Origin of the sequence: Streptomyces sp. NPDC102441 (assembly GCF_044765585.1) — a bacterium.
In the GTDB taxonomy this organism is placed as follows: domain Bacteria; phylum Actinomycetota; class Actinomycetes; order Streptomycetales; family Streptomycetaceae; genus Streptomyces.
Window position 1 is genome coordinate 176,327 of record NZ_JBIWKH010000005.1, and the last position, 11,905, is coordinate 188,231.

Annotated in this window: 15 protein-coding genes; 9 read left to right on the forward strand and 6 right to left on the reverse strand. The window is 70.4% G+C overall.

What is annotated here, in order from left to right:
- Nucleotides 1-44: 44 nt before the first annotated feature.
- Entirely contained in the window at nucleotides 45-1,010 is a 966-nt protein-coding gene (locus ACIREO_RS12275; protein WP_404107814.1) for an LLM class F420-dependent oxidoreductase, read from the reverse strand.
- An 88-nt stretch (nucleotides 1,011-1,098) separates the two neighbouring features.
- Between ACIREO_RS12275 and ACIREO_RS12280 the strand changes: the two genes are divergently transcribed.
- The 3 genes from ACIREO_RS12280 to ACIREO_RS12290 all read left to right on the forward strand — a co-directional run bounded on the left by ACIREO_RS12280 (nucleotide 1,099) and on the right by ACIREO_RS12290 (nucleotide 3,327).
- A complete protein-coding gene (locus tag ACIREO_RS12280) occupies nucleotides 1,099-1,455 on the forward strand; it encodes a DUF6479 family protein (RefSeq protein WP_404107817.1) in 357 nt (118 codons plus the stop codon).
- Nucleotides 1,456-1,481: 26 nt separating this feature from the next.
- Nucleotides 1,482-2,396 (forward strand): cation diffusion facilitator family transporter, encoded by a 915-nt coding sequence (locus tag ACIREO_RS12285; protein WP_404107820.1) that lies wholly within the window; start codon nucleotides 1,482-1,484, stop codon nucleotides 2,394-2,396.
- A 103-nt stretch (nucleotides 2,397-2,499) separates the two neighbouring features.
- Nucleotides 2,500-3,327: a VOC family protein gene (locus ACIREO_RS12290; protein WP_404107823.1), complete on the forward strand. Its 828-nt coding sequence runs from the start codon at nucleotides 2,500-2,502 to the stop codon at nucleotides 3,325-3,327.
- Between the two features lie 5 nt (nucleotides 3,328-3,332).
- On the opposite strand, the gene ACIREO_RS12295 is transcribed toward ACIREO_RS12290, so the two are convergent.
- Entirely contained in the window at nucleotides 3,333-3,899 is a 567-nt protein-coding gene (locus ACIREO_RS12295; protein ID WP_404107826.1) for a DUF6328 family protein, read from the reverse strand.
- 302 nt (nucleotides 3,900-4,201) lie between these two features.
- Between ACIREO_RS12295 and ACIREO_RS12300 the strand changes: the two genes are divergently transcribed.
- The gene (locus ACIREO_RS12300) at nucleotides 4,202-4,588 is read left to right on the forward strand and encodes a VOC family protein (protein ID WP_404107829.1); all 387 of its coding nucleotides are present in this window, start codon (nucleotides 4,202-4,204) and stop codon (nucleotides 4,586-4,588) included.
- Nucleotides 4,589-4,649: 61 nt separating this feature from the next.
- Here the strand turns inward: ACIREO_RS12300 and ACIREO_RS12305 are convergent, their stop codons facing one another.
- Complete coding sequence (locus ACIREO_RS12305) at nucleotides 4,650-5,132, reverse strand: GNAT family N-acetyltransferase (protein ID WP_404107831.1); 483 nt, start codon at nucleotides 5,130-5,132, stop codon at nucleotides 4,650-4,652.
- 42 nt (nucleotides 5,133-5,174) lie between these two features.
- Nucleotides 5,175-5,579, reverse strand: coding sequence for a DUF1992 domain-containing protein (locus tag ACIREO_RS12310; protein WP_404107834.1), 405 nt, complete (start codon nucleotides 5,577-5,579; stop codon nucleotides 5,175-5,177).
- Nucleotides 5,580-5,798: 219 nt separating this feature from the next.
- Here ACIREO_RS12310 and ACIREO_RS12315 point away from each other — a divergent pair, with 219 nt between their 5' ends.
- Entirely contained in the window at nucleotides 5,799-6,374 is a 576-nt protein-coding gene (locus ACIREO_RS12315) for a hypothetical protein (RefSeq protein ID WP_404107837.1), read from the forward strand.
- A complete protein-coding gene (locus ACIREO_RS12320) occupies nucleotides 6,371-6,814 on the forward strand; it encodes a hypothetical protein (RefSeq protein ID WP_404107840.1) in 444 nt (147 codons plus the stop codon). The genes ACIREO_RS12315 and ACIREO_RS12320 overlap by 4 nt, the downstream gene beginning before the upstream one ends.
- A 79-nt stretch (nucleotides 6,815-6,893) precedes the next feature.
- Here ACIREO_RS12320 and ACIREO_RS12325 read toward each other — a convergent pair whose 3' ends face one another.
- Entirely contained in the window at nucleotides 6,894-7,691 is a 798-nt protein-coding gene (locus ACIREO_RS12325; RefSeq protein WP_404107843.1) for a tyrosine-protein phosphatase, read from the reverse strand.
- A 107-nt stretch (nucleotides 7,692-7,798) separates the two neighbouring features.
- Nucleotides 7,799-8,293, reverse strand: a complete 495-nt coding sequence (locus tag ACIREO_RS12330; protein ID WP_404107846.1) for a DUF6325 family protein — start codon at nucleotides 8,291-8,293, stop codon at nucleotides 7,799-7,801.
- 147 nt (nucleotides 8,294-8,440) lie between these two features.
- Here ACIREO_RS12330 and ACIREO_RS12335 point away from each other — a divergent pair, with 147 nt between their 5' ends.
- From ACIREO_RS12335 to ACIREO_RS12345, 3 genes are all read left to right on the forward strand, one after another.
- A complete protein-coding gene (locus ACIREO_RS12335) occupies nucleotides 8,441-8,860 on the forward strand; it encodes a helix-turn-helix transcriptional regulator (protein WP_404107849.1) in 420 nt (139 codons plus the stop codon).
- 10 nt (nucleotides 8,861-8,870) lie between these two features.
- The gene (locus ACIREO_RS12340; RefSeq protein ID WP_404107852.1) at nucleotides 8,871-9,284 is read left to right on the forward strand and encodes a VOC family protein; all 414 of its coding nucleotides are present in this window, start codon (nucleotides 8,871-8,873) and stop codon (nucleotides 9,282-9,284) included.
- A gap of 113 nt (nucleotides 9,285-9,397) precedes the next feature.
- Nucleotides 9,398-11,803 carry an ATP-binding cassette domain-containing protein gene (locus tag ACIREO_RS12345; RefSeq protein ID WP_404107855.1) on the forward strand — a complete coding sequence of 802 codons (2,406 nt, stop codon included), beginning with the start codon at nucleotides 9,398-9,400 and terminating at the stop codon, nucleotides 11,801-11,803.
- Nucleotides 11,804-11,905: the final 102 nt, after the last annotated feature.

Here is an 11,905-nt window from a genome sequence, read left to right on the forward strand (position 1 = left end):
GGGGAAACGTGGCCGTCCGCCCGCGCCGTGTACCGGCTCGCCGCCTACAGTTCGCGGAGCGCCGGCAGGAGCGTGCTCCGGGCCCAGTCGATGAAGGGCCGCTGGTGGGACCCGCCGATCTGGACGAGAGCGACCTCGGTGAAGCCCGCCTCGATGTAGGGGCGTACGGCCTCGACGAACGCCTCGACGTCCGAGCCGCACGGGATCGCTCCGGCGATGTCGTCCTCGCGGACGAACCGGGTCGCCTGCTCGAAGGCGGAGGGGCCGGGCAGTTCCGAGTTGACCTTCCAGCCGCCGAGCGACCAGCGGAACTGGTCGTGGGCGCGGGCGACGGCCGCACCCCGGTCGGTGTCGTAGCAGACGGGCACCTGTCCCACGCGGGGCTTGCCGGCCCCGCCGTGCCGGTCGAACGCGCTCAGGAGTTCGCTCTTGGGTTCGGTCGCGATGACCAGGTCGCCCAGGGTCCCCGCGAGTTCGCAGGACTTCTCCCCGGAGACCGCGATGCCGATGGGGACACGCTTGTCGGGCAGGTCCCAGAGCGTGGCGTTCTCCACGTCGAAGTGGGTGCCGTGGTGGTTGACGTAGCCCCCGTCGAAGAGGGCACGGATGATCTGTACGGCTTCTTCGAGCATCTCCAGCCGGACATGGGCGGAGGGCCGTCCCGCGCCCACGACGTGTTCGTTGAGGTCCTCTCCGGAACCGAGGCCGAGGCGGAAGCGGCCCTCGGCGAGCAGCTGGAGCGTCGCCGCCTTCTGCGCGACCACCGCGGGGTGGTAGCGGGTGGTCGGACAGGTCACGTACGTCATCAGCGGGATCCGGGAGGTGGCCTGAGCGGCGGCTCCCAGGACCGACCACGCGTAGGGCGCGTGTCCTTGGGAAGCCAACCAGGGGAAGTAGTGGTCGGAGGTGACGGAGAAGTCGAATCCGGCCTCTTCCGCCGCGACCACGTCCCTGACGAGGGCGCGGGGACCCGCCTGCTCGGTCATCATCGTGTAGCCGATCTGAACCATATGAAACTCATTTACCGTGACATCGCCATAAAACATGAATTCATGTCAATGGCTGTCTGTGATCGACTCCCCGGGGTATGCGCCATGCATGGACGTAACGAACGGAGCAAGGGACTCAATCGCCGCCACCCTCGCCGACGGCCCAGGCGCGGTCGGTGTGATCGTCGGCATCGTCGGGCTCGCCGTGGTGGTTCTGCTGATCGGCGGCTTCTGGTTCGGCATGCGGCGCCGCGACAAGGAATCGCGGCCGCCGCTTCCCGAAGAGCAGCCGCCGCGTCCGGAGTACCGGACGGAGATCCAGGAGAGCGGTCGGCACAGCTCGGACCAGTTCCCCGAGAACGGCCGGGCCATGTCGCCGTACGAGCTCGGCGGCCACGGCAATGAGGTGATCCCGCCCGACACCACCCCGGACACCACGCCCGACCCCGAGCGCCCGCGCGACTGACGGCGGCGCCGACGGATGGGGGGAAAATGAACCGGTCGAAATCCGACCGCAGGACCCGGATCACGGTCCTGGTCGCGCTCGCGGCCAATCTTGTCATCGCTGTGGCCAAGGGGGTGGGGGGACTCCTGTCGGGATCCCCCGCCCTCCTGTCCGAGGCCGCCCACTCCGTGGCGGACAGCGTGAACGAAGTCTTCCTGCTGGCCGCGCTGAGGCGCAGCCGCCGCCCTCCCGACGCCCATCACCCCTTCGGGTACGGCAAGGAGCGCTACTTCTGGTCGCTGCTCGCGGCCGTCGGCATCTTCGTCGTAGGGGGCTGCTTCTCGTTCTTCCAGGGCTTCGAGGCACTGGGCCGGGACGAGCAGGAGTCACCCGAGGGGTACACGGTGGGCCTGATCGTCCTCGGGGTCGCCTTCCTCGCGGAAGGCGGTTCCCTGGTCCGCGCCCTGCTTCAGCTCCGCGGGGAGAAGGGCGCCGCCCGTGACCCCGCGCTGAGGACGGTGATCGCCGAGGACAGCACGGCGGTGCTGGGTGTGGTGCTGGCCATGGCGGGCATGGTGCTGCACCTGGTCACGGGAGACGTCGTGTGGGAGGCGTCGGCCTCGCTGGGGATCGGCCTGCTGCTGGTCTACGTCGCCTTCCGGCTCGGCAGGGACGCGCGTGACCGGCTGATCGGGGAGTCCGCCGAACCCGACCTCCGCCGGGGCGTGAAGGAGCTTCTCGCGTCCCAGGCCGAGATCGACAACGTCGCGGCCCTGTTCACCATGGGCCTCGGTCTCGACTCGGTGCTGGTGGCGGCCAGGATCGACCTGGCACCCGGCATCGACAGCGAGGAGGTCGAGCGGGTCGCCGTGCGCATCAAGCGGTCGATCGCCGAGGCCTGGCCGGAGGCGGAGCACGTCTTCCTCGACATCACGAACGCGCCGCCCCGGGGCGGGGTGTGACCGCGGGCGCCGCGTGTTGCGGGAGTCGCCGAGGCGGAAGAGGCTGGTCCTGGCCGCGCGGCACCGAAGAAGTCATGCCGCAGAACCGATAGGGCAGTGGACCATGACTCCTAGCGATCCCCGGACCGCGCCGGAACCGGCGGTGCTGAGCGGTGCGAGCGCCCCGTGCTGGGTCCACCTGGTGACCCGCGACCTGGAGGACGCACAGCGCTTCTACGGCGCCGTTCTCGGCTGGACCTTCCGCCCCGGACCGCTGGGCAGGGACTTCCTGATGGCGCGCTCCGAAGGTGTGCCGGTGGCCGGCATCGGCGCGGTCGCGTCCGCCTACCAGGTGGGCGTGGCCTGGATGCCCTACTTCTCGGTCCGGGACGCCGGTGTCGTCTCGGCCCGCATCCGGGAGCGCAGCGGCACCGTGGCCGTAGGCCCGCTGACGGTCGGGCAGGGCCGGGCGGTCCTGGCCGCCGACCGGGACGGCGCGTCCTTCGGGGTCTGGGAGTGGACAGGGCGCGCGGCCACCCTCGCACCGTCGGGGAACCGGGCGCACGCCTGGCTCCGACTGCGTACGAGGGACGCCTTCGACGCGGCGATCTTCTACGGCGAGGTACTCGGCTGGGAGAGCGGGGAGCCCGGCGGCTGCGAGGTGGCGTACGTGAAGGAAGAGGTGCTCGTACGCTGCAACGGACGCCCGCTGGCCAGGATCAGTTCGGGTGCCGTCGAGTCCGCTCCCGACCCTCAGGTGCGCCCGCACTGGCAGGTGCAGTTCCCGGTCCCCGATGTCGGCGCGACGGTCCTCGCCGCAGAGCGGAACGGGGGGACCCTCATGGAACGGCGTGACGTGCGGTACGGCAACGAGGCGACGCTTCGGGACCCGGACGGCGGGCTCTTCACCGTGACGGACGTACGCGGTCCGGCGGGCGTGGACGAGGACTGACGACGTCAGGGACGCGGGTCGGAGTTCTCGGGGTCCTCGTCCTCTCCCCCGCCACCCGGCCGGCGCCCGTCGCCCCGGGCGATGGCCCAGAGCGGGAACACGAACCAGCAGACCAGGAACCAGAGGGCCATTCCGCCGACCAGCCACAGTGCCGCCACGTTGTGCAGCGCGACCCGGAGTATGAGCAGCAGCGTGCTGCACATCGTGCAGAAGAGCAGGCCGAGTCCCAGCTTCGTCAGGCGTGAGGCCCAGATGACCGTCTGCGGCTTCATCCGGCGGCCGGTGAGCAGCCGGTGGTAGGACACGGGCCCTATCAGCGCGGCCGCGGTCGCCGAGCCCAGCATGACGGTCACGACATAGATGTTCCGGTCGGCGGTGGAGAGATCGGCGAAGCGGGGCTGGAAGACCACCGCGAGCAGGAAGCCGAACAGGATCTGTACGCCGGTCTGCGCGACCCGGAGCTCCTGGAGCAGGTCTCCCCACTGCCGGTCCGCCCGCTCCTCCTCGGTCTCCTGGCGTCCGCTGCGCGGGTTCGCCCCTCCCCCGTCGCTGCCCACCGGTCTCTGTCCCATGGATGCCTCCCCCGCCTCGTAGAGGTGGTACTGGTGCCCCGCGAGGCGGTCGTGAATCCTGGCTCATCCACGTTGCCGGTCGGTCGCGGGACAGCGCGCCGGGCGGTGCTCTCCATGGTGGCAGCCGCCGGGAAAACCACCACAGCTACGGCCGGGAGGGCCGGCAGCCCTGCCGGACGAGGGCCAAAACCTCGACGCACCGTGACAACTCGCATAGGATCGTCCTACGGCATCGCGCGTCGGTCACCGGCTGGGTGAGGCGTGGAGGTAGCCCGTGAGATGCCCGTTGGAGGCATTCCACAGTGTCAGTCGAGTTGAATCACACCATCGTGCACAGCCGGGACAACCGCGAGTCCGCCGATTTCCTGGCGCACATCCTGGGTCTCACCGTCGGAACGGAGTGGGGACCCTTCATCCCGCTCGTCCTCGCGAACGGCGTCACGCTGGACTTCGCGACCATCCCCGCCGAATCGATCACCGTGCAGCACTACGCGTTCCTCATCTCGGAAGCGGAGTTCGACACGGCCTTCGAGCGCATCGAAGCGCAGGGGATCGATTTTTACGCCGATCCCCACAAGAAGCACCCCGGCGAGATCAACCACAACGACGGCGGACGCGGGGTGTACTTCCCCGATCCCAGCGGTCACGGGATGGAGCTCATCACCCGCCCGTACGGCGGCTGGTCGTAGCCGTCCCGGCCCCTCGATCCGTACGGACGGCCCGGCCCCGATCGGGGCCGGGCCGTCCGGCTCAGGGACCGCCGTCGACCGTCAGCGTCAGCTCGGGCCGATCCCACATCACCGCGGGAGGGTTGGCCGCGACGGTACCGGTGCGTTCGGCGCCGACACCGCGGTAGAACCCCTCGGCCGGCGGGTGCGCCACCACGCGCACGGCGGTGAGACCCGCACGCCGTGCCTCGTCGCGCAGGTGGCCGACGAGAAGCCGCCCGATGCCACGCCCCTGGGCGTCGTCGGCGACGAACATCAGGTCGAGTTCCGGCGGGGACAGAATCAACGCGTAGAAGCCGAGCACGCGGCCGTCGTCGTCCACGGCCACATGGACGGCGTGCGCCTCGATGTAGTCCGGGCCGACCCTGTACCCCGCGACCATGGGTGCGAACGGGCCCTCGTAGGCGCGTGACGTGGTGACCAGGCGGGTGAGCCGTCTGGCGTCGCGTGCGACGGCTCGCCTCACGTGGACGGCGCCACGCCGGCCCGTAATACTCGGTCTCATGAGATGAGTATTACGCACTGCCGGCACGGGGCGCACACGCGATCAGCGCCCGCTTCGCCCGGCGTGCCACTCGGCCACGACCGCGTCGATGTCGAACGGCTCGAGGTTCAGCGGCGGGCCCTCCGGGGGTCTGGCAAGCGCTTCGCGGATCCTCTCGTTCACCTCGGCCATGATGCGCCGGACCTCGGCCTCCGACCGCGCCTGGGACGCCTCGTGCCGGGCGTCCTCGGCCGCCTTCCGCAGCATCAGCGAGGGCGGGAGCGCCGACAGCCCCTCCCGCTCCATCTTCGCCTTGATCCACCACATCGCGTCGTAGGGCCTGTCGAGACCTGGAATCGGCTTGCCGGCACCCGGCAGGCCGGCGAAGACGCCTCGCTCCTCCGCCTCGCGAATCTGCCGGTCGACCCATGTCTCGAAGCTGACCCCCGCCGGTTTCCGCTCGGTCACCGCGCGCCCCTCTCGCAACTCGTACCGGACGGCTCCGTGTTCGTCCGGGCCCGCACCCTTCGAGGATACCGGGGAGCATTCCCGCTTGAACGGCGTCCAGGGGGTACACGCCTGTTGCGCACAGCCCGGCCAATACACCGAACCGGGCCCGAACCGGAAGGGGTTGACGAGAGTGAAACAGCACGACGCACCGACCGCGAACCGACGGGAGCGTCGGCCATGACGACCGTGGTGATCATCGTTGCCGTCGTCCTCGTGGCCGCGCTCGCCTTCTTCCTCGTCCGTGGCCGTGCGACCGGCGGGCGTGGTCTGCGGAGCCGCTTCGGATCCGAGTACGACCGGACGGTCGCCCGTCACGACGGCGACACCGCGGCGGCCGAGCACGAGCTCTCCGAGCGGGTGAGGCTGCACGGCTCCCTGTCCGAGCGGCCCCTTCGGCCGGAGGCCCGTGAAGCGTACGCGCGCCGCTGGGCAGAGGTCCAGGAACAGTTCATCGACTCCCCCAGGGACGCGGTCGTCGAAGCCGACGCGCTCCTGGCGCAGCTGGCGCGCGACCGGGGCTTCCCGGACGGCGACAGTTTCGAGGAGCAGACGGCCGCCCTCTCCGTCCATCACGCCGAGCAGGTCGACGGCTACCGCAGGGTGCACACGGCCGTGCGCGGCCAGGGCGGCACGGAGGAGATGAGGAAGGCCCTGATCGAGTCCCGGGCGCTCTACGACGTACTTCTCGCGGACGCGCCGGCCGAGCCGGCCCGGACGGACCGGCACGAGACGAAAGGCAGTGCAGCAGCATGACCGACCGCATCGAACGCATGGCACAGCCCCGAGACGGCGGGAGCCGTGAGCCGAGGAGCGGAGGGCCGGGCGATCTCAGCGTGCCGCCCGCACCGCGTGCGGCACCCGCCGTTCCGCCGGCCGAACTGAACGGCGGGCGGGACGGCCGCCATGAGACCGTCGGCGCCGACCGGCCGCTGGTCTCCCGGGACGCCCGGGACAAGCTGTCGCTGCGCATGCAGCAGGCGGTGACCGACTTCGTCGAGAGCCCCCGGCGGGCGGTCGAGGAGGCGGACAGCACGTTCGACGAGATCGTCGCGGGCCTGACCGAGGTCCTCGCGGAACGCAGCCGGGTGCTGCGCGCGAGCTGGCAGGAGCAGGACACCGATGCCCAGACGGAGGAGTTGCGCGTAGCTCTTCAGCGCTACCGCGACATCAGCGAACAACTGCTGAGGATCTGAGCGGCGCCGCCTCAGCACACCGGCCCGGAGCCACGTCCCCCGACACGGCTCCGGGCCGGCCCGCGCCCGGGGCGGTCCGTCAGACCGGGACGGACAGGTCGGCGCGCAGCCGCTCGGCAACCGCCGGCGGGAGGCGCAGCGCCTGGTTCAGATAGCCGTCGAGTCCGCCCCAGCGCTCGTCCATCGCGTCGAGGGCCACCTCGAGATACCGGGGCCGGGCCTCGACGACCGCGGACGCGATGTCCGGGTCCCCGCCGTCGGCGAGGAAGCGCACCACCGCGGGCCCGAAAGCCGCGCGCACCGCGCGGTTCCCCGCGAGGAACTCCGCACGTACGGCGTCACGCGACGCCCCCGCCATCATCAGCAGCAGCGCGGCGGCCCAGCCCGTCCTGTCCTTCCCGGTCGCGCAGTGGAAGAGCAGCGGTCTCGCGCGGGGGTCCGCGACGGTGTCCAGGAAGGCGCGGTACGCGGCCGCCGCCCCCGGGGAGAGGACCATCTTCCGGTAGGTCTGCGCGAACAGTTCCTCCGCCTTCCCCCCGCCGAGCAGACGGGCTGCTCCGTCCGGGTCGCCGAGCAGCGCCTTGAGCCGCGCCGGTGCCACGCCCGGGTTGTCGCCGAGGACATCGGCGACGAAGAGCCTCGCACCTGTCGGCAGCCGGTCGGGCGCCCACCTGCGCTCGTCCGCCGTACGCAGATCGACGACGGTGCGGATACCGAGCGCGGCCACCGCCATGTCGTGCTCCGCGTCGAAATCGCTCAGCTGGCCCGAGCGCAGGAGGATTCCCTGCCGCAGGCGGTGGTGGCGCCCCAGGGCGATGCCGCCCAGATCGCGCAGGTTGACAACGGTGGAGGCGGGGACGGCCCGGGCGGTCTGCACGATGAACTGCCTCTTTCCCGACAGACTGCAGGTCGGAATCAACGTCGCACGGCGTGCGAATATCGACAAAGGGAACGTGAGTTACCGGGACACCGGCCGGCGGGGAATCAGTCGGCGAGGATCCTTGCCTTCTGCGCCGCGAATTCGGCGTCGGTGAGAGCGCCCCGCTGCTTCAGCTCGGCGAGTCTCTCGAGCAGCGTGATGACGTCGTCCCCGCCGTCGGCGGGGACGCGCTCGTGCGCCAGGAGACGGCCGCCCGCCTCCTGGACCGCGCGGGTGAGAGGTACCGACCAGAGGTCCTCCCACACGATCAGCGCGGCAGAGTCCTTCTCCGGCGGATGCTCGAGTACGTCGAGATCCGTGACCTGCGGCAGACCGGCAGGCCGGTCGTCCGGCGGATCGAACGACACCAGGCCCTGGGGGTCCATCTCCCGCAGCTCCACGTACTCGACTCCTCCGCCCGCCGTTCTGCGTGCGAAGGCCAGGTCGAGGATGCGTACCGCCTCGGACGCGACGGCGTCGGCCAGTACGGGCGCGATCGCGTCGGCGAAGCGGCCGCCGGGAAAGGTGACGACGAGGTACTCCACGGGTCCCACAGCCATGGTGCGTCCTTCCCCTGCGGTTCTGGATCGACAGCAGCTTAACTTCGGGCAATCCGTTACGCACTGTGAGAAATGGATGGCAGAAGTGATAGGGCGGAGGGCGCGCATGCCGCGGTGCGCGCATCCGCGGCGTGGGACAGTGGTCGTGTGACCCTGGAAGACCTCGTCCGGCTGCGCCGGGCCCGTGACCGGATGGACCGCGACTACGCGGAGCCGCTCGACGTCGCGGCTCTCGCCCGCGCCGCTCTCATGTCGACGGGCCACTTCTCCCGCAGTTTCCGTGCCGCATTCGGGGAGACGCCGTACAGCTACCTGATGACGCGCCGGATCGAGCGGGCGAAGGCCCTTCTGCGGCGGGGAGACCTCACGGTGACGGACGTCTGCTTCGCGGTCGGCTGCACCTCGCTCGGGTCGTTCAGCTCCCGGTTCACCGAGCTCGTGGGTGAGAGCCCCAGCGCGTACCGGGCGCGCCCTCATGACGCGGGCGCCGCCATCCCGGCCTGCGTCGCCAAGATCCACACGAGACCGGTCAGGAATCGAGAAGCAAAAGCCTTTCCCCGCCCGTAGCGTGGCTCACATGGACATCAGACTTTCGACGTGTTTCATCGCCGTCGACGACCACGACAAGGCGCTGGCTTTCTACCGGGACGTCCTCGGCCTCGAGGTGCGCAACGACGTCGGTTTCGAGGGGATGCGCTGGGTGACCGTCGGGGCGCCGTCGCAGCCCGGTGTGGAGATCGTCCTCGAGCCGCCGCTCGCGGACCCGAACGCCTCCCCCTCCGACAAGGCGGCCATGGCGGAACTGCTGGCGAAGGGCCTGCTGCGCGGTGTCATCTTCAGCACCGACGACTGCGACGCCACCTTCGAGCGCATCCGCGCGGCGGGCGGCGAGGTGCTCCAGGAGCCGGTCGACCAGCCGTACGGCGTCCGCGACTGCGCCTTCCGCGATCCCTCGGGCAACATGCTGCGCTTCAACCAGCCCCGCAGCTGATTCCGCCCCGGCCGGGGCCGCCCTCTGCTAGACAACGACCGTTGCCGCGAGCGCCGGTGACGCCGATGGTGACCGCGCAGGCGGCCCGCGTGACAGATGGAGAAAACACAAGCATGGCCACGAGGACGGACACGCAGTCGCCTGCGCTGCATGTTTCCGACAGCCACGATCTGATCCGTGTACACGGCGCACGCGTGAACAATCTCAAGGACGTCACCGTCGAGATCCCGAAACGCCGTCTGACGGTGTTCACCGGCGTCTCCGGCTCAGGCAAGAGCTCGCTGGTGTTCAGCACGATCGCCGCCGAGTCGCAGCGGATGATCAACGAGACCTACAGCGCCTTCGTCCAGGGCTTCATGCCGACACTGGCGCGGCCCGAGGTCGACGTGCTGGAGGGGCTCACCACCGCGATCATCGTCGACCAGCAGCGGATGGGAGCCGATCCGCGGTCCACGGTCGGTACCGCCACCGATGCCAACGCGATGCTGCGTATCCTCTTCAGCCGGCTGGGCAAGCCGCACATCGGCCCGCCCAGCGCGTACTCCTTCAACACCGCGTCGGTCCGCGCGAGCGGCGGGATCACCGTCGAACGCGGTGCGGCGAAGACCAGGACGGTGAAGGCCACCTTCAACCGCACCGGCGGCATGTGCACGCGCTGCGAGGGCCGGGGCTCGGTCTCCGACATCGACCTCACCCAGCTCTACGACGACTCCAAGTCGCTCGCCGAGGGCGCCTTCACCATTCCCGGCTGGAAGTCGGACAGTCAGTGGACCGTGCAGGTCTATGCCCAGTCGGGCTTCGTCGACCCGGACAAGCCGATCGCCGAGTACACCGAGAAGGAACTGCAGGCCTTCCTCTACGGCGAGGCGGTCAAGGTCAAGGTCAACGGCGTCAATCTCACCTACGAGGGGCTGATCCCCAAGATCCAGAAGTCGTTCCTGTCCAAGGACAAGGAGGCGATGCAGCCGCACATCCGGGCGTTCGTGGAGCGCGCGGTCGCATTCACCACCTGCCCCGACTGCGACGGCACCCGGCTCAGCGAGGGCGCCAGGACGTCGAAGATCGAGCGGATCAGCATCGCCGACGCCTGCGCGATGCAGATCAGTGATCTGGCCACGTGGGTGAGCGGGCTCGACGAGCCGTCGGTCGCGCCGCTGCTCACCGCGCTGCGTCACACCCTCGACTCCTTCGTGCAGATCGGGCTCGGCTACCTGTCGCTCGACCGTCCGGCGGGCACGCTCTCGGGTGGTGAGTCGCAGCGCGTCAAGATGATCCGGCACCTCGGCTCCTCGCTCACCGATGTCACCTACGTCTTCGACGAGCCGACCATCGGCCTGCACCCGCACGATATCCAGCGGATGAACGAGCTGCTGCTGAGGCTGCGGGACAAGGGCAACACGGTGCTCGTCGTGGAGCACAAGCCGGAGACGATCGCGATCGCCGACCATGTCGTCGACCTCGGCCCCGGCGCCGGGGCGGAGGGCGGCGCGGTCTGCTTCGAGGGAACCGTGGAGGGGCTGCGTGCGAGCGACACCGTCACCGGCCGCCATTTCGACGACCGGGCCGCCGTCAAGGAGTCGGTACGCAAGCCCACCGGCGCGCTGGAGATCCGTGGGGCGTCGGCACACAACCTGCGGGACGTGGACGTCGACATCCCGCTCGGGGTGCTGACCGTCCTCACCGGCGTCGCCGGTTCCGGCAAGAGCTCGCTCGTGCACGGGTCGCTGCCACACCGGTCGGGGGCGGCCGGTGAGAACGTGGTGTCGGTCGACCAGAGCCCGATCAGGGGCTCGCGGCGCAGCAACCCGGCCACGTACACCGGGCTGCTCGACCCGATCCGTAAGGCGTTCGCCAAGGCCAACGACGTGAAGCCGGCGCTCTTCAGCGCCAACTCCGAGGGCGCCTGCCCCGCGTGCAACGGCGCGGGAGTCATCTACACCGACCTGGGGATGATGGCCGGAGTCACGAGCACCTGCGAGGACTGCGAGGGCAAGCGGTTCGACGCCTCGGTCCTCGAATACCGCTTCGGCGGCCGGGACATCAGCGAGGTGCTCGCGATGTCGGTGGCGGAGGCCGAGGAGTTCTTCGGCGCCGGCGAGGCACGTACGCCTGCCGCGCACCGCGTCCTCGGCCGGCTCGCCGACGTGGGGCTCGGGTACCTCCGCCTCGGGCAGCCGCTCACCACACTGTCCGGCGGCGAGCGGCAGCGGCTCAAGCTCGCCACCCACATGGCCGGGAAGGGCGGCGTCTACGTCCTCGACGAGCCGACCGCCGGTCTGCACCTCGCCGATGTCCAGCAGTTGCTCGGCCTGCTCGACCGGCTGGTCGACGCCGGCAAGTCGGTCATCGTCGTCGAGCACCATCAGGCGGTCATGGCGCACGCGGACTGGATCATCGACCTCGGCCCGGGCGCCGGCCACGACGGAGGGCGGATCGTCTTCGAGGGCACGCCGGCCGACCTCGTCGCCGACCGCTCGACCCTCACCGGCGAGCACCTCGCGGCCTATGTCGGGGCCTGACCGGCGCGGCCCGGCGTTGGCCCAGGTGCCGGCGCCGGGCCCGGGGCCCCTCGTCCGGCCCCGGCCCCGGGTCCCGGCCAGGATCCACCGGACAAGGGCGCA